Here is a 24128-nt window from a genome sequence, read left to right on the forward strand (position 1 = left end):
TATTCACGTTACTATTACTAAAATTCAACAACTTACATAACTGATTTGTTATAGTAGGCTCGCATTAAATTTTAGAGGTAGTGACAGTGGTCAAGTCTGGTTCGTATGACGTTATCGAAAGTCGTTTAAAAGATAATATCCTAATCTTGGATGGTGGTATGGGTACCATGATCCAAAGTTATAAATTGGAAGAGCAGGATTATCGTGGTGAGCGATTCAGCGACTGGCATAGTGAACTTAAGGGCAACAATGACCTATTGTCGCTAACTCAGCCAAACATCATCAAAGCAATTCATATCGGTTACCTTGAAGCGGGTGCCGACATCATTGAAACCAACACTTTCAACGCCAACTCAATTTCGATGCTCGACTACCATATGGAGTCTTTGAGCTACGAAATTAACTTTGAGTCAGCAAGATTGGCCCGTGAAGCGGCGGATGAAATTACCGCTAAAAACCCAAACAAACCACGCTTTGTAGCCGGTGCAGTGGGTCCGACAAGCCGTACTTGTACGATTTCCCCTGATGTAAACGATCCAGGGTTCCGTAACGTTTCTTTTGATCAACTTGTTGAAGCCTACTTAGTTTCTATTGATGGTCTTGTAAAGGGTGGTGCAGATCTATTATTGATCGAAACCATTTTCGATACCCTGAATGCGAAGGCGGCGATCTTTGCAGCACTTCAATACTTTGAAGAGCACGGCGTGCGTTACCCAATCATGATCTCGGGTACCATTACTGATGCCTCTGGCCGTACTCTTTCTGGTCAAACTACAGAAGCGTTTTGGAACTCAATTTCTCATGCACGTCCGATCTCTGTCGGTTTGAACTGTGCTTTGGGTCCAAAAGACCTGCGTCAGTACATCGAAGAGCTTTCAAATATTGCCGATACGCACGTTTCTGCACACCCCAACGCAGGCTTGCCGAATGCATTTGGTGAATACGACGAAACCCCAGAAGAAATGCTCGAAGAGATCCAAACTTGGGTTGATGCAGGCTTCTTAAATATTATCGGTGGCTGTTGTGGTACCGAGCCACAGCACATTAAAGCGTTCGCCGATGCCTTCTTAGACGCAACGCCACGAATCATTCCTGAGATTCCAAAGGAATGTCGTCTATCAGGTCTTGAACCATTCAACATTAGTGATGAAAGCTTATTTGTGAACGTGGGTGAGCGTACCAACGTGACAGGCTCGGCGATGTTTAAGCGTCTTATTAAAGAAGGCGATTTTGACACAGCACTAGACGTTGCCCGTCAACAGGTTGAGAACGGTGCGCAAATCATCGATATCAACATGGATGAGGGTATGTTGGATTCCGAAGCGGCTATGGAGCGCTTCCTGAAATTGATTGCCTCTGAGCCAGACATTTCTCGTGTACCAATCATGCTGGATTCCTCTAAGTGGGAAATCTTGGAAACGGGTCTGAAGAACATCCAGGGTAAGGGTGTTGTTAACTCGATCAGCTTGAAAGAAGGTGAAGAGAAATTCATCGAACAAGCCAAGCTACTGATGAAGTACGGCGCGGCTGTGATCGTCATGGCGTTTGATGAAGTAGGTCAAGCCGATACTCGCGAGCGTAAGATTGAGATCTGTCGCCGTTCTTACGATGTATTGGTAAACAAAGTCGGTTTCCCTGCAGAAGATATCATTTTCGACCCGAACATCTTTGCCATTGCTACGGGTATTGAAGAGCACAACCGCTACGCATTAGATTTCATCGAAGCGACAGCAGACATTAAGCGTGAACTGCCTTATGCAAAAGTATCCGGCGGTGTATCAAACGTATCCTTCTCGTTCCGTGGTAACAACCCAGTACGTGAAGCCATTCACGCGGTTTTCCTATACCACGCAATCAAGAATGGCATGACAATGGGTATCGTAAATGCTGGTCAGCTGGCTGTTTACGAAGATATCCCACAACGTCTACGTGATGCAGTTGAAGATGCGGTGCTGAACCGTACTCCTGAAGCAACGGATAACCTATTGGCGATTGCTGGTGAATTTGTTGGTACAGGTGAGGCGGCAGAGAAAGAAACGCAAGAATGGCGCAGTCTACCAGTAGGTGAGCGTCTAACGCACGCGCTAGTAAAAGGTATCACTGAGTTCATCGACGATGATACGGAAGAGGCGCGTCAGCAATATGATCGCCCACTTGAAGTAATTGAAGGTCCATTGATGGACGGCATGAGCGTCGTTGGTGATTTATTCGGTTCCGGTAAAATGTTCTTACCTCAGGTAGTAAAATCGGCTCGAGTAATGAAAAAAGCCGTGGCCTACCTAATGCCGTTTATCGAAGAAGAGAAGCTTCGTAATAAGTCTACGGCGTCCTCCAGTGCCGGTAAAGTAATCATGGCAACCGTTAAAGGTGACGTTCACGATATCGGTAAAAACATCGTGGGTGTGGTACTGCAATGTAATAACTTTGAAGTGATCGACTTAGGTGTCATGGTGTCTTCTGAAAAGATTTTGCGTACCGCTAAAGAAGAAAACGCTGACATCATCGGTCTATCAGGGTTGATTACCCCATCATTGGATGAAATGGTACACGTTGCTAAAGAAATGCAGCGTCAAGACTTCCATATCCCGGTGATGATTGGTGGTGCAACCACATCAAAAGCTCACACCGCCGTGAAGATCGAGCAGAACTACAAGAACAACCAAGTGGTTCACGTCACCAATGCTTCGCGAAGTGTTAGCGTGGCAAGCAACTTGTTAACGAAAGATGCTGAGCGCCGTGCGAAATTTATTGCGGAAGTAAAAGACGATTACGAGAAAACTCGTGAACGCTTTAAAGACCGCGCTAAAGCGGGTCGCCGTGTGTCACTAGACAAAGCTCGCCTCAACAAAACGCCAGTAGATTTCTCAGGTATTAAAACTCCTGAAAAGCTTGGTATTACGGTATTTGATACTAGCGATATTGACTTCAATGAAGTGCAAAACTACATCGATTGGACGCCATTCTTCCAAACTTGGGAATTGGCAGGAGCTTATCCACGCATCCTAACGGATGAAATTGTTGGTGAAGAAGCAACTCGTTTGTTTGAAGATGCCAAAGCGATGTTGGCGACGGTTATCGAAGAAAGCTGGTTAGATGCCAAAGCAGTAGTGGGTCTATTTCCAGCCAACCAATTAAACGATGATGACGTTGTTATCTATACTGATGAGTCGCGCACGGAAGAAGTGATGACCTTGAACTTCTTGCGTAACCAAAACGAGCTAAGCGCACCTGGTAAATTCAACCAGTGTTTGTCTGATTTTGTGGCAACAAAAGAACAAGGCAATGATTACATTGGCGCTTTTGCTTGTGCTGCAGGTTTTGGCATCGATGCTATTGTTGAGCGTTACGAAGCGGATCATGATGACTACAACTCAATCATGATCAAAGCCGTGGCCGACCGTTTAGCGGAAGCCACCGCAGAATACTTGCACGAAAAAGTTCGTAAAGAACTTTGGGGCTATGCGCCGGATGAGTCACTCAGCAACGAAGAGCTTATCAAAGAGCGTTACAAAGGCATTCGTCCTGCTCCAGGTTACCCTGCGTGCCCAGATCACACAGAGAAAGATAAATTGTGGGAGCTTCTGGATGTGACGACGAACACTGGCATGCAACTGACAGAAAGTTATGCCATGTTGCCAACAGCTGCCGTGAGTGGTTGGTATTTTGGTAACACAGAAAGTAACTACTTCGGTGTTGGTAAAATTGGCCCAGATCAAGTAGACAGCTATGCAGAGCGTAAAGGCATGTCGAAAGACGATGCGGAACGTTGGTTGGCACCGAACCTAGGATACGACCCTGAGGATGATCGAATCTAATTCGCCCTTCAGCCTACACGTAGGTATTCACCTTAAGATCCCAAGCCAGATGGCTTGGGATCTTTTCATTCAATCTAACCAAGCCAAATGGAATCATGCGCTCCAATCCCTGGAAGCTACCTTAGGGTTCCATACCGGCTCAATGCTCACCCTTCAATTTCAAACCCTACGCGGCGCCCTCAAAACTAAACTTGAGGTCATAGAATCCAGTCCGGCCCATAGTCTCGTATTACAGTCACATTTTCGTCATTTGTTATTTCAACACACAGAGCAGTGGGTTGTACGCTTTCATAAGCAAGAAACACAACATAGCTTGGTCGAATTTCAATATGTTTTGAGTGGACCTTTCGCTGCGCGCGTATGGCAAGAAAAGAAATTAATCGTAAATAATATATTAAATTTATGGCTGGAAAGTTTGAAGCTTCAGTCAGAGAGGTTATAAACATGGCAAAAGCAATCCACGATCCTATAAAACATGCCGAGCGCATGAAGAAAATTAAGCAACACGTAGATAAGCGAATTGCTAAGGCCCAAGAAGAAAAAGGTACCTTTGTTTTGCTGACAGGTAATGGCAAAGGTAAATCCAGCTCCGCCCTTGGTATGGTTGCACGAGCACTAGGTCATGGACTGAAAGTAGGGGTGGTGCAGTTTTTGAAAGGGGAGTGGAATACGGGTGAAATTGATTTCTTCAAATCTCACCCGAACGTTACTTGGCACATCATGGGTTCAGGTTTCACTTGGGAAAGTCAGAATCGCGAACAAGACATCGCCTGCTCCGAGGCAGCTTGGGCACACGCTGAGCAGCTGCTTCAAGATGACAGCTACGATCTAATCGTGCTCGATGAACTAACTTACTTATTGCATTATGAATATTTGGATGCCGATCGAGTTTTAAAAGGATTGATTGAGCGTCCAGAAATGCAGCACTTGGTAGTCACTGGGCGTGGTGCAAGTGACGAACTCATCGAGCTGGCCGATACCGTCAGCGAAATCAAAGAAGTAAAGCATGCCTTTAAACGCGGTATCAAGGCACAAAAAGGCTTGGAGTATTAATTGTAAGAGGGGCGTCCCGCCCCGAAGCAAAAAGTAGCCGAGTCGTACGAGCGGGTTGTACCCCGCGATTGAAGTATCGCTTCCCCGAGCGGAGTCGGGTCGTACGAGCGGGTTGTACCCCGCGATTGAGTTATCGCTTCCCCGAACGGATTCGGGTCGTACGAGCGGGTTGTACCCCGCGATTGAAGCACTGCTTCCCCGGACGGAGCCGGGCCGTACGAGCGGGTTGTACCCCGCGATTGAGTTATCGCTTCCCCGGACGGAGCCGAGCCGTACGATTTGGGCATTATTCTGAATTGCTGGGTTTACTTAAATCCACGCTAACTCCAGCTTCAGCCAAAGTATGACTTAATATCTGGATATTACGCGCCATATCGCGGGATAGGTTTAAAATCAAGATACCAAAGTCGAAGGCGAACTTATCATGAAACTCACCAAAAACATTGTAATCAACTTCTAAAATGACGGTATCACCGTCGGCGTTTGCATAACCGTTTCGTGGTGACAGGGAAATCATAGTGACATAGCCCAAGGCTTGGCCAAAGGTAACCCTGCGAATTAATGATGTGGCCGTTGCGTTGTCTTGGTAATAGCACAACGTGCCAGTAATAATGATGTAAAAGCTGTCGCCTTTATCACCGTCTTCAAATAATACATCACCAGAATCTAGGTGGACTAATTTGCCTCGGTTGACCAAATACTCAATAGCCGAGGGACTGAGTGCGCCAAAGATTGAGCCTGTTTTCAACGTCTCCGCACTAAGATCGTAAGGGCAGTTTATAGTTTTGACTGTATTCATAACAATCACCTCCCTATGTTTCAAGCTTATGCCTGAAGTGGGATTTTAACCATGTGGTTTATTTAGTTTTTCGTAGCAAACCGTAATCATTTTATTCAAATGCTTAACAGTCATGTAGAAACTAAGTAAATCGCCTATTTTTAACGTTTATCGGCATAAGAGTGCGGTTCTTGATACTCAATTATTTCAACGGTGTCGCCAACTTGAATACAACCTTCATTTTCAGCAATCAAATTCACTCCAAAAGTCACGCCTTCGCCATTGATTAAACGAAACTTGGCCAAGGTTTTCAGGGGTTCGCCTTTCTTGCTTCGCTCAGCAGTAACTGGGTCGAGGGTGGTGAAAATGCAGCGCTCACATGGCTTAACATTCTCAAAGATTACGCCCCCAATACGAATACGCTTCCAGCTATCTTCAGCAAAAGGCTGATTTCCAGAAATCACAATATTGGGACGAAAACGGGCCATCTCATTCGTCTGGGGACCGCTACTATTTAATTCTTGCAAAGAAGCTTGGGTTGTCAGCAGGAAAGGGTAGCCATCAGCAAAGGCTACTGGTCGATCTGGACGACGGCTAGTAAAGCGTTCGGACTGCTCACCAAAATAGACCAAGCGCACCGACATCTGTAATAATTCACTAAACCATGTATCGACACTTGCTTCGGTCAATTGCCCCTGAACCTTGTTCTCCCAAATCTCAGTGTCTGCATAGCGACAAGAAAAATTAGCAGGCTGTAACGTGATCCCTTTGGCCTGATCAGGGTGGCTTACGAGTAGCTTGTCTTGAGCGATGTTAGCTTCAATCAACGTCAGTGTTGGATGATTTCTCGCGGTGACAAACATTCCCTGTTCATCAATTAGCATATAGCGTCGGTCGAACTCCAAGCCACTGAGGTTTACTTTAGCACTTTGCAAAGTTACGGCTTTACAAGATTTAAGTGGGTAAATGGCGAGTTCAGAGACGGTAAGTGGCACGTGAAGTCCTTATCTAGAAATTATAATGGCTAGTTTGATGGCTTTATCTCGTTGGCGCAATACTTCGTACGACAAGATTCCATAGGGCAAGCAGTGCTTCAATCACGGGATACAATCGCTCGTACGACCCGGCTCCGTCCGGGGAAGCAGTGCTTCAATCACGGGATACAATCGCTCGTACGACCCGGCTCCGTCCGGGGAAGCAGTGCTTCAGTCGCGGGATACAACCCGCTCGTACGACTCGGCTCCGTCCGGGGAAGCAGTGCTTCAATCGCGGGATACAATCGCTCGTACGACCCGGCTCCGTCCGGGGAAGCAGTGCTTCAGTCGCGGGATACAACCCGCTCATACGACCTGGCTCCGTCCGGGGAGGCAGTGCTTCAGTCGCGGGATACAACCCGCTCGTACGACCCGGCTCCGTCCGGGGAAGCAATGCTTCAATCGCGGGATACATCCCGCTCGTACGACCCGGCTCCGTCCGGGGAAGCAATGCTTCAATCGCGGGATACATCCCGCTCGTACGACCCGGCTCCGTCCGGGAAGAAATACTTAAATTGCCGCCCCTGCAAAGAATTTCATCGGGCCTATAACAAAGCGGCCCCCTGAAATGTTGGAACATCGCAGGAGGCCGGTCTGTCACCTAACTAAAGGCAATGCTATCAGATGTAGTACGACTTCAGTGGAGGGAAGCCGTTAAACTCAACCGCACTGTATGTGGTTGTGTAGGCACCGGTTGACAGCCAGTACAGGCGATCACCGATGGCAAGGTTTAGTGGTAAGCCATACTTGTAATGTTCGTACATGATGTCAGCACTGTCGCAGGTAGGACCCGCGATGATCACTTCTTCAAGTTCACCGGTTTTCTCAACATGAATAGGGTACTTGATCGACTCATCCAGTGTTTCAATAAGACCAGAGAACTTACCTACGTCAGTGAACACCCAACGGTTTAGAGCCGTGTGTGACTTACGTGAAATCAACACCACTTCGCTTACCAAAATGCCGGCATTAGAGATCAAAGAGCGACCAGGCTCTAGGATAATGCGTGGCATATCATCACCGAAGTCTTCCTCAAGGAAACGAGTAATCTCTTCAGCGTAAGTGGCCAAGTCGTTGGTGCGGCTAATGTAGTTCGCCGGGAAACCCCCGCCCATATTGATCATCTTAAGGTGAATGTCATCTTCATGCTTAAGACGTTCGAAAATCACTTTAACGCTGGCAATAGCTGCGTCCCAAGCACCGATATCACGTTGCTGAGAACCGACGTGGAAAGACACACCGTAAGGTTCTAGACCAAGCTCCTTAGCAAGAATCAACAGGTCCATGGCCATGTCAGGGCGGCAGCCGAATTTGCGTGACAGCGGCCAGTCAGCAGATACAGTACCTTCGGTAAGGATACGCACATACACACGCGAGCCAGGTGCTGCTTTTGCAATGTTACGCAGATCTGCTTCAGAGTCTGTAGCGAACATACGCACGCCTTTCTCGTAGAAGTAACGTACGTCTTTCGCTTTCTTAATCGTGTTGCCGTAGCTCACCTGCTCAGGGGTAACACCACCGATCGCTAGCAGCTTGTCTAATTCGTAGCGAGAAGCCACATCAAAGTTCGAACCACGATCACGCAGCATGGTTAAAATCTCTGGCGCTGGGTTGGCCTTGATGGCATAAAAAACATCGGCGGTAGGAAAGCCTTTTGTAAGCTCGGTGTAGGCTTCGTCGATCATTTTCGTATCGATTACAACAAAAGGGGTTTCTTTCGTGTCAGCAACAGCTTTCAAACGGTTGAATTGTTCTGGGGTGTAAAAAGAATGAACATCGATAGACATGGCGCATTGCTCCTTATCTTGAATAAAACATAATCCGAAAAATACGCCTTTACCTCCCTCCATCCTACTTGTAGCTGTTACTTATCCGGCAAATTTTGCCTTAAGCGACTAGCGCAGCAGTTGAAGCGGTGCGGAATATGTTCAGCAACGACGCGAGGCGAAATTTAAGATGCAACGATTGTCGCGTCAAGAAATTTCTTTACTTTTTTTCAGCCAGAAAAAAAGGCCCCGAAGAGCCCTTAATTGTATAGTGTTCTAACTATTATTTCGATGGTTTTGAAAATGAAAAATGGCGGAGCCGGCAATTAATGCTGCAATGAAATAAACTCCTTCAACAGGGTTATTAGTCAGTGCCGTCAATCCAGGCCCTGGGCAATAACCACTTAAGCCCCAGCCAACACCGAACATGGCCGAACCTAGAATAAGATTCTTATCGATATCACGGCGAGTAGGGACGTACCATTTATCGGCTAGCCAAGGTTTGCTGCGACGGTTACGAATCACATAGCCGATCATCCCGACCGTTACAGCGCCACCCATTACAAATACTAAAGAAGGGTTCCAGTCACCAAACAGATCCAAAAAGCCCAGCACTACGGTAGGGTTGGTCATTTCGGAAATCGCCAGCCCCAAACCAAACAGCAGGCCAGTTAGAAAGGTAATTACAGCGTACATAAAGGCCTCTTACTTCGTCACTAATACGGTTAAAATAGCCGTAGTCATAAAAATCACTGTTGCGATCATGGATCGTGGTGATAAGCGGGAAATACCGCATACGCCGTGACCACTGGTACAACCGCTTCCCAGACGTGTGCCATAACCTACTAATAAACCAGAGATAATTAGCAGTAGAGGACTGCGCACTTCAGGAAAAGGAACAGACGGTTGAACCAGAACACCGTAAGCACTACCACCTATGATGAGACCAATTACAAATAGAAAGGGCAAAACACGATCTTTACTGAATAGGGATTGTGCCAAAATACCACTGATACCAACGACTTTACCGGTTAGAAGAAGGTAAGCAGCGGTGGTTAAGCCGATCAGTAAACCGCCGAGCAACGGGAAAATAAATGGTTCCATACAACGAACAACCTTAATTAACTCAAAACTAATTAAGAATAATCTAATATTATTAATTATTCCATATGTAATTAAGGAATAAACGAATCAATCTCAAATTTTTCCTAGACGATCTGCAGGATGACTTACAGAGAACACAAGATGCAGTTTCTACTTCCCAACTCACCTCAGCTGCCCGTAGCTAGCAATCATTACTCTGATTGCTCATACGAAGAGATAGTGAATCTAAATGGCAATCACTGGCGTAAAATCCTCATAATCATTGCAAAGTTATGCAGCAAACAAGATGAGGATTGGCGTATAGTTAGAGATCAATCTATTTGGCGCAGAGCCACATTATTTTTTACAGTTGCCGATTTGCCTTTATGCGACGAATGGCAAGTCATCGTCGGCAAAACCTTTTACAACGATCTACCTATCCCCGCTACAGCAAGAGAAATTAAGGTAGGTCAGCATCAAGCATTCATCGAAAACAAGCGGATTTGGACGCCTTACTTAGACTATCGGCAATTTCCAAACGCACTGATTGATGCGCTAAGAGAAGAATTAGGACGTAATTATGATTAACACTTTGAAAAAACTGTTTTCCAACACCGAAGAAGTGGCAGATCCAATCAGCTACCAACGCGCCGTTGCGGCCTTATTACTCGAAGTGGTGATCGCCGATAATGAGATCCACCCAGACGAAGAGATCGTGGCCAAAGAAGCCATCAAAGCGGTCAGTGATCTAGGAGAAGACGTCGACCAATTGTTTGAAGAGATGAAAGACACCATTCACGATGCCCACGACGCTTATCAATTTACCAAAGTCATTAACGAACAAGCATCGCTTGAGCAAAAATTCGAGCTACTCACCTGCTTATGGCGCGTGGCTTACGCTGATGGCAATATCGATGCCCACGAAGACCATCGCATTCGCAAAATCAGCGAACTGCTGTTTATGCACCACTCAGAGTTTATTCAAGCGAAATTGGCGGCCCAGAAAGAGCTGGAGTAATATATTCGTACGAGCGGGTTGCACCCCGCGATAGAAGCATCGCTTCCCCGGACGGAGCCGGGTCGTACGAGAGATATAACATCGCTCCCCAAAGGAACTGGGCTGTACGAGCGGGTTGCACCCCGCGATAAAAATCATAAATTCTCAAGGAGTGAGTTTTATGCAATATGGAAAAGGATATTCAGCTTTAAGAAAAGGCCGAGTCTACGAGCTCGGCAATATCTACCATTTAGTCTTCTCAACTAGAGAACATGATCCATATCTTTATGACTTCCAAACAGCAAGACTCACCATCAATTCTCTAAAATACTGCGATGATAATGGTTGGTCAGAAACAATCGCCTTTGTTGTCATGCCCGATCATATTCACTGGCTTACAAGAGCTATCGTCCATCCACCCAACTTTTTAGTTTCTTCTGTAAAGAGGCACGTAGCAAAGCAGAGCTGCTTTAAGGTCAAGTGGAATAAAGGCTTCTACGACAGTTTGATTAGAGACGAAGAGCAACTGATAAACACAGCGAGATATATCATTGCTAATCCAAAAAGAGCGGGATTAGTGGAGTCTGTAAAAGATTTTCCTCATTGGGATTGCGTTTACCTTTAGCTCTCCCCGGACGAAGCCGGGTCGTACGAGTAGGTTGTATCCCGCGATTGAAGCATTGCATCCCAGATTGGAAGCAGGTCGTACGAGCGGGTTGTACCCCGCGATAGAAGCATTGCATCCCCGGGCAAAGCCGGGTCGTACGATCAAATGAAATTACTCTGGCGTTTGCTCTTCTTTGGCTTTCTTAACCGCATGGCTCTGGCCGTCGTTCAGGCCTGCCTCACGATCAACGGCCGCTAAAACACCACGTAAAATCCCCAATTCTTGTTTCTCTGGGCGAGAACGGTTGAAGAAGCGCTTAAGCTTATCCAATACCTTACCTGGGTGATTACGTACTACGAAGTTAATGCCGTATAGAGTTTCCTCTAGGTGCTCGTAGAACAAATCCATTTCTTTCTTACGCGGGTACTCTGGTACCGTTTTTTCGTGTGTCTGCTCGTTTTGATGGGCCATCCAGATTTCGTAAGACACGATCTGTACGGCTTGCGAAATGTTCAGTACTGGGTATTCATCATTGGCATCAATGTACACTTGGCGGTGGCACTGAGCGATTTCTTCATTCAGCAAGCCCATGGTCTCACGGCCAAATAAGATCGCAATGTTATGTTCTTTCGCTTCAGGGATCACGGTCTCAGCACATTCACGGGCATTCATGATCGGCAACTGGAAAGTGCGATGACGGGCACTGGTGCCAATCACAAGACTACAGTCGTCAATGGCTTCTTCCAAGGTATTCACAATGGTGGCGTTTTCAAGCAGATCCACCGCACCCGCAGCACGACTGGTGGCCTCTTCAGATGGGTAGTCATTTGGATCAACCAAATAGAGGTTGCTAAGCCCCATGTTTTTCATCGCGCGGGCGATCGCGCCAATATTACCAGGATGGAAAGTATTAATTAGTACAATGCGAATATTGCTGAGCATGAAAATAGTAACTCGTTTACGTTATCGGATTACGGCGTAACAAGGTTTCTAAGTGTGAGCGACTGTTCTGTACTGGCAAAAGTAACCTGATCCAACACAACTCGTTGACGCTCATCGAAGAGAAAACGCTGACAGGCGTGATGATACAGTGAACCTGTCTCTAACACCAATCGGTAGTTGCCCTTAGGGATAAAGTTAGCCGCGAAGGGCTGATTCGCATGCAAATACACCGAGAAGGGCGGTTGGCCATCAAGAGATTGAAACGTCAGCATACTGGCTTCTGGGAGTTGATTTAGGATACGTAGTCGACTATTCCCAGTGGCTTGTCCAATAATCTCACCATGGTTCGGGGCCACGCCCGGCTGACCAAAACAACCGGTTTGTTGGGCCTGTTCAATCGTGCCAAAGCCGAACTTATCCGCCTTCGACCAGCCTGTACTCCCGCCATAACTTAAGGTCAGCCAATCACCATCGGCTTTCAAAATATCAACGTTCTGCAAGGGCGGAATCGTAGATTTAATAGAGGACGATACACTGGGTTCGGTAAACAAGCGAACATCTTCTAAGGTGTAATGTTCACCAAGGCGATACTGAGGGTATAAACCGCTAATATAAGGCTGAGCATCGGAATTGGCGCTTGGCGCAGTTAACGAATGCCAATAGTCGGCACTGTAAATGCCCATGGCAAAGGTGGCCAAATACGTGCTAGCGATAAAAGCAGCTTTGGCCGCATGACGGCGAAATGGTTTGATGCCTTTTGCGGTTGCGGCTGTTTGAGCGCTTTGCCTAGCAGCTTTGTCGTATTGTGACTGAGCATTAGCTGAGGCTTGCTCCGCATTGGGGGCTTCGTAATCAAAGGTTGAGAAATCTGGCTCGGCGTTAGAGCTATTGGCATCCGCCTTGCGCATTTCTTCATACAGCGCATTCATACGACGCTGATGTAAGGTACTACGGGCGTTGCGTAACGCTTCTTCACGGGCGCGATCTTGCTGAACGTTACTGCGCTTCATCTCTTCATAAGCGCGTTGCTGTTCCTTGACGTACTCGCGCTGCTTAGCATCGTTTTCAAACTCGTATCGTTCAAAACCAGAGGTATTCTGAGATGTGGCCCGCTCGCTAAAGTTGTAAGGTTTCCACTCTTGCCCTTGGCTACGCTTAATCGCAGACAAGACGTTTTGATAGGCATCGTGAATGCGTTGAAAATGTTCGGTGGTATCTTGCCCAGGGTTTTTATCTGGGTGATAGCGACGCGCTAAACGACGGTAAGCAGCTTTTGCTTCCTGCTCCGTTGCGTTGGTAGGCAATTCAAGAAGGTTAAAATCGTCGATTAGGCTCATAGGGTCAACTTACGTCAATTTCACAGCATTATGCCTTAATAACGTCTGAGTACAAAGGTATCGAGCGCTTAACCCTTGATTTGTACAGAGGTTTTGCCAAACTAAGCGTTTTTTGACTGATCTAACGGCATGAGTGAGATGGCATGAGCGACACATTGACCCACCTTGATTCCAACGGCAACGCGCATATGGTTGACGTTAGCGAGAAAGACGTAACCAAACGCACGGCCACGGCACGCTCCGTTGTAAAAATGCTGCCAGAAACTCTTAAAAAAGTCATTGAGGGCGGTTTGCCTAAAGGTGACGTATTGGCAACCGTGCGTATTGCTGGCATTCAAGCGGCAAAAAAGACGCCTGACCTGATTCCTTTGTGCCATCCATTAATGCTGACCAAAATCACTCTAGACATCAATGTTCTCGATGACTGCCATATCGAAATCCTTTGTACCTGTGCTCTAAGTGGTAAAACAGGTGTGGAAATGGAAGCGCTAACTGGTGCAAGTGTTGCGGCTTTGACTCTTTACGATATGTGTAAAGCGGTAGACAAAGGCATCGTGATTTGTGAGACCGCGCTGCTGGAAAAACATGGCGGTAAAAGCGGATCTTGGAGTGCTAATCGTGGCTAATCTTAAAGTTGTTTTCTTTGCATCCCTACGCGAAACCATGAAATGCGATGAGCTAGAACTGCCTGTTGAGGGCACGTTAACTGTTCGTCAGCTCAAAGAGAAGCTGGCCGAACAACTGCAACAGCCATTACTGCTTGAAGAAAAAGTCAAAGCCGCCATCGATTTTGACTTTGCCCGTGATGAAGACCTGATCGAGCCTGACAAAGTGCGCGAAGTGGCTTTCTTCCCGCCGGTAACAGGGGGCTAATATGATTTCTGTCCAAGAACAGGACTTTAACGTTCAGGAATTGTACGAATCCTTGTGTGTCGCTCATAAAACCGGCGCGGTCGCTATGTTTGTCGGCCGAGTACGGGACTTTAGCGACGATCCGGCCCAGTCAAGCTTTGTGCTAGAACATTACCCTGGTATGACCGAGCACAACCTCAATAAAATCGTTGCAGAGGCCAACCAGCGTTGGACACTACTGGATGTTAAAGTGGTTCACCGCGTAGGTAAACTATCGGTCGATGATCAAATCGTGTTTGTCGGTGTTTCCTCGGCCCATCGCGCCGAAGCTTTCGCCGCCTGCGATTTTATAATGGATTACCTAAAAAGCCGCGCCGCCTTCTGGAAGAAAGAAATCACCCCAGAAAGAGAAGAGTGGGTGGAAGCCAAGGAAAGCGACGAAGCCAGCCTTGAGCGCTGGAATGACTAAATCAGATTAACTAAAAAGTAGAGACCTATCGTGCCAAAATGGTTACGTTTTTTAATGCCAGGGCGACGAGTGCCGTCCGTCTGGCTTCTTCGCCCCTTATCTCTTATTACCGCCTACCTTTTGGCGGCGAAAGCACCAGAACTACAAGACGCTAACCAACGTATGGTTGCTTATGTTGGCCTGTCGGCTATCTTATTGTGGTGTTTTATTTGGCTGGTGTGGCATCTTAAAGATCGATTAAATAAACGTTGATATCAGCAGCCCACATAACTTAGGGGTTAAGCGTTGGTTATTCTATTTATTCATCAAAACTTTCCAGGTCAATTTCGCGCCATCGCTGAATGGCTCGGTCAACATACTCACCACAAAGTGATTGGACTGGGGGATGAGTGTAATCGAATACTCAACTACACCCCTGATGGCGTCTCCGTACTGGGTTACGCCACACCTCAAGGAGCCGGCACAAAGACTCACGCTTACGTGCAAGATTATGAACGCGATGTTCGTCGCGGCCAGCAAGTTGTTAGGGCGGTGCAGGCCTTAATCGATAAAGGCTTCAAACCAGATGTTGTCATCGCCCACACTGGCTGGGGAGAAGCCTTGTACTTAAAACAGGTATTCCCTGAGATTCGTCTTATTCAATACTGTGAGTTTTACTATCATGCCGAAGGTAAAGACCTAGGCTTTGACCCAGAATTCCCCATCAGCCTAGATAAACAACTGCAAATCCAGTCTCGCAATGCCACCCAGTTGCTGAGCTTAAGCCAAGCCGACTGCGCAGTATCTGCCACAGCCTGGCAGAAGTCGCTTTACCCAGTGGAGTTCCACAACAAAATCCAGGTCCTTCATGAAGGGGTGGATACCAAGCTGATGTGTCCTGATCCGTGCGCTCAATTTATCTGGCAGCAACGGACGTATACGCAACAAGATAAAATCGTTACCTACATTGCTCGCAATCTTGAGCCCTATCGCGGCTTTCATAGCTTTATGCGCAGTTTGCCGCATATTCAGAAACAGCATCCAGATGCGACCATATTCATTGTAGGCGGGGATGACGTCAGTTATGGCGCACAACTCCCAAAAGGCGAGCGTTACCGTGGTCGTTATATTGCCGAGTTAGGGGATAGAGTCGATTGGCGTAAGGTGCACTTTACTGGGCAATTACCTTACAGCCAATATCGCAGCTTATTACAAATCACCAGTGTCCATACCTATTTAACTTACCCGTTTGTGTTGAGCTGGTCACTGTTAGATGCTATGTCCATCGGCTGCACGGTAGTTGCCTCTGCGACACCGCCGGTATTGGAAGTGATAAAAGAGGGTGAAAACGGCCTGTTAGTGGACTTTTTTGCAGCAGAAGGAATCGCCGACAGTATCAGCCAGGTGCTTAAACACCCAGAGCGGTTTAAAACACTGGGGGAGCAAGCAAGACAAACCGTGATTCAACGTTATGACTTAAATACCGTCACACTACCACGTTGGGTGGACTGTATTTTAGAGCAGATCAGATAGAGCTTGATCGGGCTGGGACAGCCCTACAAAAGCATCTCTCTTAAGAGGGAGAGCCTTAAGTGGGAGGGCTATCTTACCCCGAATCAGGTATTGATCGGGCTGGGATAGCCCTCCAACAAAACAGCAGATCTTGTAGGAGGGGTATCCTTACCCCGATAGGATTTTGTTAGAGAAGGTCAACCGTGCTGATCAAACGATCACTAAACTGCACCCACTCTACACCCACCAAGGTATCCACTTCGGTGTATGCGCCTTGCTGGTAGGTCAGGGTAATACTGCCATCGCTCTGCTGGGCAATCGCATATTCAGCATACAAGTGTTGCTGTACGGCCGTATCGGTTCCTTCACCACCATCGAGCAAGTCATTACCATGGCCACCGATCAAAGTATCATCGCCAGCACCACCGTATAGATAGTCATTACCGATCTCAGTGGCTAGCCCTGTTTCACCTAATTCATCGCTAAGGGTGATTTGAAGCTGCCCTTGATCGTCCGTCAGCTTATTTTTGGCTTGCTGAGATTGCGCCAGTACTAAGAATAATTCGCCGGCAGACATGCCATTGGACAAGGCTACGAGCACCTCTGAGATGGCCGCATCCGTCACATCACTTTCTAACCAGAAGCTGCCCAACAAGGTTGAGACTTGCTGTTCTGCAGGCAGAGTGCTAAAGCCTTCGTCTTGCTGTGACAGCCATGCTTGCACGGCAATATTGGCCAACTCTGCAGTGCTAAAGTTAGAAGCGGCAAGACCGCTTAAGTCGCTCGCACTGCTTAGTTCACCAAAGATACTTTGGTAACTGCTGGCAATTATTTGTAAACGATCGCTATCCATTGCTAAGAATGAGTATTCAGCCGTAGCCTGAAGCATCAAACCCGCATTCATCACTACCGCAATGTTATCTTCGCTTAAATCCATACCGAGTGCGTTACCGTCGAGAATCATCGACGCTTGGCTGTACCAATCGCCGCTGAAAGTAAGCGGTTGAACCTCGTCGCCCCAGGCATCGCTAGCGCTAAAGCTCGTCACTATTTCCCCCGCACTGTTCAGGGAGAAGGCGAGTGTGCCTTGAGTCGTCTGGCCGCCTTGCAGCACATCGTTGCCAGTGCCACCGTAAAGCGTATCATGGCCAGTGCCGCCAAAAACGATGTCATCACCACTGTCACCAAATAAGATATCATCGCCACCTTCGGAGCCGATCATATCATCACCACCCCCACCGTGAAGTTCATCGTCGTCTGCACCGAGCTTAATAAACTGAGTACGGCTGTCCCCATGAACATAGTTCTCGCCTGAGCCGCCTGTAATGGTTGCGCTGCCGACTACGTAAGAGAACTCAATGTTGTCTAATTGCAAATGCACGCCAGAGCTGACAGAGCTGGTATCAATCACCACCGCTTCCCGCTGTGTAGTATCCGACGTCCCAGTGATCAGCACAGGGCTACTACCCGTAGAACCTGATCCTGTCAGGGTAACGGAGTTAACCCAAGTGTTACTGCTTGAGGTACTACTTAGGAAGCTACTACCTGCGGTTTGTGCTGTGAGCGAATCGTCATTGGAGCCTGTGTTGCTGATAAGGTTCACCAAGTTCGTAACTTGGTTTTGAGTGCTCGCCGTCGAGTTGGATAAAATCTGTGCGCCCAAACCTGTTGGCAGGCTTAATGTGGTGACCACATTATTTGTATTACTGCCCACGAATTGGAATGGAAGGTCGGCCCCCGTTGATGTGCTATCGGTATCTTCACGATCAGAGGTGGTCGCACTAACGGTCACTTTTTCAACGGTATTGCCTAGATTATCCTGTTCTGTTGTTGTAGATACCGTTGCACCATCTATCTGAGTGGTTGTGGCACTTGAAGACGAGCCGGATGAAGGGCGGCTGCCAACATTCATCGTAATCGTATTGGCGCTGGCAGAATCGACTGTGCCATCATGAACCGTAAAGGTAAAGCTAGCATAACCAGCACCTGTGCCACCGCTTTCTGGTGTAAAAGTAAGCTTCCCAGCGACAAGTTCGGCTTTCGTGACTTCTGCAGGAATATCAGAAAGAGTTAATGCACCGCCGTTAAAGGTTAGTGTGCCTGCTGCAGGCAATGACTCTATCGTAATATGATCAAGCGTATCGCCCGTATCCACATCACTAAAACTAAAATCAGACTCTTGGAAAGTGTAGGTGCTGTTATAGGAAACCGACTTAGTCGCATCCGCAGCGGTCGGAGCATCGTTAACGGCTGCAAGATTAATGGTCAGAGTTGCCGTAGATGATGTATCCCCTCCGGCATCGGTAACGGTGTAAGTGATCGATGCAGCGGTTGTTGAGTTAGTTGTTGGGGTAAAGTCAATCAAACCAATATTGGCAGTGCTTACTTTATCATCGCTCGATAAAGTACCTACACTCGCCATACCTACCGTGCCAGCGGCGCCCGTTGTCGATGGGCTGCCAGTTAGAGCTAATGTACCCCCTGTGATGCCTGTGACGGTGATATAGTCCAGTACATCCGACGCGTTGGTTTCAATAGTGGCCGCCATGCCTGCGGTTGCCAAATCAACCGTCGTATCTTCTGTACCGCTGTAGGTGTTGCTTGCTGCGGTAGGAGTATCGCCGTTTACAACATCAATAGTGGAGGTGATATTGCCATCACTCCAACTATTCGTTCCGCTACCCACATCGGTTACATTGGTGATCGTAAAGACCCTATCGCCCGTGGTAACAGAGCCCAAGGTATTTTGGTACTGCATTCCATTCAGAGCAGTTTGGAAAACTGTATTCGCTGCAGATGCAGCGCTAGGCCCGGTAATCACAACGGTTGCCGTACCTGAACTATTAGTGATGGCATAAGCGACATTCCCTCCTGTCGCGTTAGTGCTCGATACCGTGGTCATCAGATCGACCGTTGAACCATCAATTATAAGTTTTTCGTTACCAGTATCGGTTAGCCCTGAAACGGTAAAGTTGACGCTGGCGATATTCTCACTTTCAATAGCATCAATCGCAGTAGAGGAGAAGACCGATACGGCAGAGCCTGCACCGGCTGCTGTCAAATTGTCGCCCGTTGCGGTGATGGTTGGCGCATCGTTAACATTCGTCAGAGTAACCGTGACACTGCCTGTATCTGTATCAGCGCCATCATTAAACGTGTAGTTAAGCTGAGCGCTATTAGCTGGATCATTGCTGGTATTACGGTAGTGAATCGCTTGCAAGACTTCATTCACTAAAGCCTGAGTAGGGATAGTGCCGTTATTTTGGAACGAAACGGTTACTTGGCCAGCAGTGGACGTGGTGTCAAACGTCGCAATGACATGTCCACCGGCACTAATATCGCTACCTGATACCGTTAAGTTACCGCCCGTTGAAATAGAGAACTCATCGCTACTATCTACGCCACCGTTGCGAACAATCGTTAGAGTCGAGCCAGCGTAGTTGCCACTTCCGCCATTAAGTGCGTCCAGCTCTGCATCTGAGATACTAATATCCGCATCCAATTGAACGGCAGTGGCGTCTTCAGTATAGCTTGGTGTGGCATCTAGATTGGCAATGACTGGAGCGTCATTGACGGCACTGACGGTCACGGTAGACGCAACAGACAAATCACTTGCCGTATTATTATCGTTGCCACTGTCCGTCAGCGATGTGATGGTTACCACCCGATTGCTAGTGCTCGGGGTTTGAGAATTATTCTGATAGCTAATGCCATCAATTAATGTTTGTACATCTGCCGCAGAAAGCGTGCCGCCGCTAAGTGTAACTGTGGCTGTACCGGCACTTACGGCAACAGCGTAACTTAAATTATTGCTCGTACCTGTTTCAGCATTGTCCAATGTAATAGCCGAGCCATCTATATTTAATATTTCATTGCCGGAGTCTGCTGCGTTGGTTACGGTGATGACCATGCCTGAGATGGTTTGTCCAGTATCAGCCGTTGAGGCACTGGCGCCAGTAAATAAAGATTCCGCCGAGCCATCTTCTGTAAATGTTGGATTGCTACCTGTCGCCGTTAAGGTAGGCACTTCATTAACATTGTTGATCGTTACGGCTAGCGTGTTGCTGCTAGTGTTACCTGCATCATCGGTCGCTTGAACGATGATGTTGTGGCTAGTGTTGCTTTCATAGTCAATCTGAGACGTATCTGCAACAGTCACATTCCCGCTATTATCAATGGCAAAGCGCCCGTTAGCAGAATCCGTTAATGTGAAAGTTATTGCACCTGGTGCAGACACAGTGCCTACGCTACTTGAATTGGCTGAGTTCTCATCTACGTCTAATGAACCGCTAGGAGAAGTAGGGGCTTCATTATCCACCGATGCATTGGTGGTGTCGGCAATCGTCGTTTGGTTGCCTGCATTATCGGTCGCCGTGACTGACACATTAAGATTGGTGCTGTCTATGGAACCAGCAACAATAGTATAAGTCGCAGTCCAAGTGCCGCTGCTGTTGCTTGCGGTCACCGCTGAACCACCGCCAAAAGCAGAAAAATCTACTGTAACCGAAGAAATGGTGTCAGAATTATTATCGCCAGTGCCTGTATTATCCCAAGTGGCCGTTACTGTATCTCCGATCTTATAAGTGCCTGCTGTACCGCTGGCACCCGAAATGCTGATATTGCCATCGCTTACAGTTGGTGAGATGCTGTCGACGGTCAGGTTGGAGGTATCTGATACTGGGCTAGCTGTGCCATTTGTATCTGTTGCGGTAACGGTAGCATTAAGGTTGGTTGCATCAATCGCCCCCTCTACGACAGTGTAAGAAGCTTGCCAAATTCCTGAAGATATTTGAGTTGCAGATTCTGTAGAGCTGCCACCAAATGCGGAAAGGTCCATTGCTACTGTGGTGATATCAGCTGGCGTGTTGCCATCTAAACTTGCATTCCATCGTACGGTAATAGTATCGCCAACAATGTAGGCGCCACTGGTACCTGAGCCGGTAGATGTAACGGAAATATTACCGTCTGTTACGGTTGGGCCGGAGGGGGCTACATCAAACACGATAGTATCAAAATATGCATCAACAACGGTGACTTCTGAAGAAGTAATGGTAAATGATTCTATATTAGTAAAACCTAAACTAATTTGTTCTCCATCGCCAGAATCGCTTAGTGAGCTACTGTTTACTGCAACTCCCGTGTTTGGGGTGATAGTAAATATGCGTGATGTGCTGTACCCGTCGCGTATATCAATGATCAAGCTATCTACGTTAACAGGACTATTAAACTGAAAGCTTATGGATGCGCCACTATTTACTGCAACAATATTTCCACTTGTAAGAGTTGTTGTATTAGGGTTAGTACCTGTGATAACCCCTGAGGGTGCGGTAACCGTCATTGTCACGCCTGAGACAGTCTCTACGTATGGCGAGCCTGAGTTATTCATTGTAAAAGTAGCCAAATCATATTGGTAACTTTCAAAGGCTTTGGCTAATCCTGTGGAATACTGTTCAATGACACCAACGCTACGCTCTAGCTCATTATCACCACTAATACCCGTTATATCATCAGAAGCAGCGATATCAGCCCCAGTTAAATCAGCTAAGGCTTGGATAAAGGCTAGGCCATTTTCATCTTCCGCAATGGAACAACCGTATAGAAGAATATCGCCGTCTTCAGACATGGCGGAGCCAATGGTGGCTAGGGCGTTTTGGTATTGTTCTAAGTTGGTGTTATTCAGTGCACTGTTGCCAAGATAAACCGCGCCGTTAGAACCATGGGAAATAACATGAACACCGTCTATATCCTTTCGGCCATCTAAATACTCGGCCATTTTGAGAACACCGTCTTCATTAGAGTCTATAAAGACAATCTCAGCATTGTCATCGAGGCCTGCGATCAAGGTATCGGAATCTGGTACCGAGGCATCGATAAAATATACCTCGTTTGAGGTGCTTAATAAGCCAAGGTAATCATTCATGATTGCATTACTCAGTGCATGCTGACGTGCATTACTGTGGGAGGTAAAGTCGAGTTCCCATGTACCACCTAGCTCACGATGACCGACCAGAGAGCTAGAGGCTTGGACAGGGCGGTTGGTCATATCTGCTAGCAAAAGTACAAATTCACGTCCTAGATCACCTTTCCCTGTTTCACAACCATAAAGCAGGATATCTGCTTCTGTTGACATGGCCTGTGACCAGCTGGCGAGTTGCGCTTGATATTGTCCCAACGTCTGGGCGTTTAATACGCTATTACTAAAAATTAGCTGTCCCGGTGCGCCATGGGTAAGAATATGTAGGGCATCTAGGTTTTGGTATTGGCTAAGTGCCGCAGTGATCTGTGAGATGGCATCGTTATCGGCGTCTAAGAACACGGGCTTAATATACTTAGGAAGATCTTTAATCAGTAGATTCCGATCTGGAACAGTAGGGTCGATAAAGATAAGCTGGGTATAAGCGGTGCACATAAGAAGTCCTTTTAAAATAAAACGAATGCGATGATCTAACAAAATCCTGAGGCCAATACATTATTGGCTGATTTCAACAGAGGCTTAATTTACTCGACCATCTTGGACCTTTACAAGATGGTCGAGTCATTATTAAGTACTAATTTCGGGCAGGGAAAAGCCCATCAATACAGATAATAAATGGAATCACTGTGCTCGGTTGGTATAACCCAAAGGCTTGTGAAGTACCTGCGTCTGCGATTTCTACATAGCCCCCCGTAATACCTCCGCCACCGCCTGAAATGGTGATGTCAACGGCATCGCTAGCCATGGTAGTCGACCCAGTATTTGAGTAGCTGGTCAGGCCACCGATGCCACCAGGGGTTACGCCCCAGTATTTTCCGGTAGGAGCGGATGCGTCGGAGCCTGATCCTGCTTTAACAGTAGCCGTTGCGCTGACTTGGCTGGTACCTCCACCCGCATATTGTGGTTCAAAAACTGCCTTATGATTATGGCTAGGGAGTTGTAGTGTAGTAAGTGTGTGAGTCGCACAGCCAAAATGTAGTCCGATGTCTGTTGATGGCAGCCCTGGACCTGCACCGTATCCTACTGGGGTACGTCCACGTAGGTCAGGTAGGCAGAAAGTCACTCGCCCATCACCTCCCCAATATGTACCTAGCACAGCGAATAGGGTGGTATTCTGCATGATATCTAGCTGTGAACCAAAACAATAAGCCCAGTTGCGTGGCTGATACACTCCTGCAAATTGCAACGTTGTTCCTATATAACCTTCCATTTCATGCCTCCGGTTACATCACTCGTGTTTAACCAATAAAAGTCACAGCAGAACTTTGTCTATTAATTTCGAGATGGGTATAAACCAACCGTACAAATGATAAATGGAATCACAATACTAGGCTGGTATAACCCAAAGGCTTGTGAAGTACCTGCGTCTGCGATTTCTACATAGCCCCCCGTAATACCTCCGCCACCGCCTGAAATGGTGATGTCAACGGCATCGCTAGCCATGGTAGTCGACCCAGTATTTGAGTAGCTGGTCAGGCCACCGATGCCACCAGGGGTTACGCCCCAGTATTTTCCGGTAGGAGCGGATGCGTCGGAGCCGCTACCCGCATTGACTGTGGCTGTTGCTGTAATAGAGGTTCCTGAACCACCTCCGGTTGGGGTAAATGTGGCTTCATGATTATGTTGTGGCATCTCTGTAATATCTAATACATGTTGGTTTGAGCCAAATTTTAGACCAATTTGAGTCGTGTATGATGGTAAGCCTGATCCTTGACCGAATCCTACTGGTGTGCGGCCTTGTAAATCAGGTAGACCAAAACTTGATCGGCCATCCCCCCCCCAGGATGTACCTAAAAGTGAAAACAATGCTGCATTATCTGGAATTGTAACTAGTTGCCCAGCACAGAACGCCCAATTTTGAGGTGCAAAACTTCCCGCAAACTGTAGCGTAGTGCCTAAATAGTAATCGTACATTGATATTCTCCTAATT

21 protein-coding genes are annotated in these 24128 nt (G+C 47.3%); 11 read left to right on the forward strand and 10 right to left on the reverse strand.

What is annotated here, in order from left to right; genetic code table 11:
* Window positions 1-86 precede the first annotated feature (86 nt).
* The 3 genes from metH to cobO are packed head-to-tail and all read left to right on the forward strand — an operon-like array spanning window position 87 to window position 4868.
* Window positions 87-3815: a methionine synthase gene (gene metH / locus MAQ5080_RS09495; RefSeq protein WP_067209121.1), complete on the forward strand. Its 3729-nt coding sequence runs from the start codon at window positions 87-89 to the stop codon at window positions 3813-3815.
* On the forward strand, window positions 3802-4257 hold the full coding sequence (locus MAQ5080_RS09500) for an SRPBCC family protein (RefSeq protein ID WP_067209124.1): 456 nt from the start codon (window positions 3802-3804) through the stop codon (window positions 4255-4257). The genes metH and MAQ5080_RS09500 overlap by 14 nt, the downstream gene beginning before the upstream one ends.
* A gap of 2 nt (window positions 4258-4259) precedes the next feature.
* Complete coding sequence (gene cobO / locus MAQ5080_RS09505) at window positions 4260-4868, forward strand: cob(I)yrinic acid a,c-diamide adenosyltransferase (protein ID WP_067209127.1); 609 nt, start codon at window positions 4260-4262, stop codon at window positions 4866-4868.
* Between the two features lie 286 nt (window positions 4869-5154).
* On the opposite strand, the gene MAQ5080_RS09510 is transcribed toward cobO, so the two are convergent.
* The 5 genes from MAQ5080_RS09510 to MAQ5080_RS09530 form a co-directional block, all read right to left on the reverse strand.
* Complete coding sequence (locus MAQ5080_RS09510; RefSeq protein WP_067209131.1) at window positions 5155-5667, reverse strand: Crp/Fnr family transcriptional regulator; 513 nt, start codon at window positions 5665-5667, stop codon at window positions 5155-5157.
* A gap of 140 nt (window positions 5668-5807) precedes the next feature.
* A complete protein-coding gene (locus MAQ5080_RS09515; protein ID WP_067209134.1) occupies window positions 5808-6641 on the reverse strand; it encodes an MOSC domain-containing protein in 834 nt (277 codons plus the stop codon).
* 659 nt (window positions 6642-7300) lie between these two features.
* Entirely contained in the window at window positions 7301-8467 is a 1167-nt protein-coding gene (locus tag MAQ5080_RS09520; RefSeq protein WP_067209136.1) for a type III PLP-dependent enzyme, read from the reverse strand.
* Window positions 8468-8722: 255 nt separating this feature from the next.
* The gene (locus MAQ5080_RS09525; RefSeq protein ID WP_067209140.1) at window positions 8723-9142 is read right to left on the reverse strand and encodes a DUF6691 family protein; all 420 of its coding nucleotides are present in this window, start codon (window positions 9140-9142) and stop codon (window positions 8723-8725) included.
* A gap of 9 nt (window positions 9143-9151) precedes the next feature.
* Window positions 9152-9550: a YeeE/YedE family protein gene (locus tag MAQ5080_RS09530; RefSeq protein ID WP_067209144.1), complete on the reverse strand. Its 399-nt coding sequence runs from the start codon at window positions 9548-9550 to the stop codon at window positions 9152-9154.
* Window positions 9551-9691: 141 nt separating this feature from the next.
* Between MAQ5080_RS09530 and MAQ5080_RS09535 the strand changes: the two genes are divergently transcribed.
* From MAQ5080_RS09535 to MAQ5080_RS09545, 3 genes are all read left to right on the forward strand, one after another.
* Entirely contained in the window at window positions 9692-10117 is a 426-nt protein-coding gene (locus tag MAQ5080_RS09535; protein WP_067209147.1) for a DUF6942 family protein, read from the forward strand.
* Window positions 10110-10547 carry a tellurite resistance TerB family protein gene (locus tag MAQ5080_RS09540; RefSeq protein WP_067209150.1) on the forward strand — a complete coding sequence of 146 codons (438 nt, stop codon included), beginning with the start codon at window positions 10110-10112 and terminating at the stop codon, window positions 10545-10547. The genes MAQ5080_RS09535 and MAQ5080_RS09540 overlap by 8 nt, the downstream gene beginning before the upstream one ends.
* A 160-nt stretch (window positions 10548-10707) precedes the next feature.
* Complete coding sequence (locus tag MAQ5080_RS09545) at window positions 10708-11151, forward strand: REP-associated tyrosine transposase (protein WP_067209153.1); 444 nt, start codon at window positions 10708-10710, stop codon at window positions 11149-11151.
* A gap of 153 nt (window positions 11152-11304) precedes the next feature.
* Here MAQ5080_RS09545 and trmJ read toward each other — a convergent pair whose 3' ends face one another.
* Window positions 11305-12075, reverse strand: a complete 771-nt coding sequence (gene trmJ, locus MAQ5080_RS09550) for a tRNA (cytosine(32)/uridine(32)-2'-O)-methyltransferase TrmJ (RefSeq protein WP_067209156.1) — start codon at window positions 12073-12075, stop codon at window positions 11305-11307.
* Between the two features lie 29 nt (window positions 12076-12104).
* Window positions 12105-13412, reverse strand: coding sequence for a J domain-containing protein (locus MAQ5080_RS09555; protein ID WP_067209158.1), 1308 nt, complete (start codon window positions 13410-13412; stop codon window positions 12105-12107).
* A 143-nt stretch (window positions 13413-13555) separates the two neighbouring features.
* On the opposite strand from MAQ5080_RS09555, the gene moaC reads away from it, so the two are divergent.
* Genes moaC through MAQ5080_RS09580 form a run of 5 tightly spaced genes read left to right on the forward strand, consistent with a single transcriptional unit; the run spans window position 13556 to window position 16245 of the window.
* Window positions 13556-14038 (forward strand): cyclic pyranopterin monophosphate synthase MoaC, encoded by a 483-nt coding sequence (gene moaC / locus MAQ5080_RS09560; protein WP_067209161.1) that lies wholly within the window; start codon window positions 13556-13558, stop codon window positions 14036-14038.
* On the forward strand, window positions 14031-14285 hold the full coding sequence (locus MAQ5080_RS09565) for a MoaD/ThiS family protein (protein ID WP_197464599.1): 255 nt from the start codon (window positions 14031-14033) through the stop codon (window positions 14283-14285). The genes moaC and MAQ5080_RS09565 overlap by 8 nt, the downstream gene beginning before the upstream one ends.
* Window position 14286: 1 nt before the next feature.
* Window positions 14287-14733: a molybdopterin synthase catalytic subunit MoaE gene (gene moaE / locus MAQ5080_RS09570; protein WP_067209167.1), complete on the forward strand. Its 447-nt coding sequence runs from the start codon at window positions 14287-14289 to the stop codon at window positions 14731-14733.
* Between the two features lie 30 nt (window positions 14734-14763).
* A complete protein-coding gene (locus MAQ5080_RS09575; RefSeq protein WP_067209170.1) occupies window positions 14764-14985 on the forward strand; it encodes a hypothetical protein in 222 nt (73 codons plus the stop codon).
* 33 nt (window positions 14986-15018) lie between these two features.
* Complete coding sequence (locus MAQ5080_RS09580; protein ID WP_067209173.1) at window positions 15019-16245, forward strand: glycosyltransferase family 4 protein; 1227 nt, start codon at window positions 15019-15021, stop codon at window positions 16243-16245.
* 166 nt (window positions 16246-16411) lie between these two features.
* On the opposite strand, the gene MAQ5080_RS09585 is transcribed toward MAQ5080_RS09580, so the two are convergent.
* From MAQ5080_RS09585 to MAQ5080_RS09595, 3 genes are all read right to left on the reverse strand, one after another.
* Window positions 16412-22633: a DUF4347 domain-containing protein gene (locus MAQ5080_RS09585; protein WP_067209176.1), complete on the reverse strand. Its 6222-nt coding sequence runs from the start codon at window positions 22631-22633 to the stop codon at window positions 16412-16414.
* Between the two features lie 139 nt (window positions 22634-22772).
* On the reverse strand, window positions 22773-23408 hold the full coding sequence (locus MAQ5080_RS09590) for a phage tail protein (RefSeq protein ID WP_067209180.1): 636 nt from the start codon (window positions 23406-23408) through the stop codon (window positions 22773-22775).
* 62 nt (window positions 23409-23470) lie between these two features.
* On the reverse strand, window positions 23471-24112 hold the full coding sequence (locus MAQ5080_RS09595) for a phage tail protein (protein WP_067209183.1): 642 nt from the start codon (window positions 24110-24112) through the stop codon (window positions 23471-23473).
* Between the last annotated feature and the right edge of the window lie 16 nt (window positions 24113-24128).

This window comes from Marinomonas aquimarina, from assembly GCF_900089755.1.
In the GTDB taxonomy this organism is placed as follows: domain Bacteria; phylum Pseudomonadota; class Gammaproteobacteria; order Pseudomonadales; family Marinomonadaceae; genus Marinomonas; species Marinomonas aquimarina.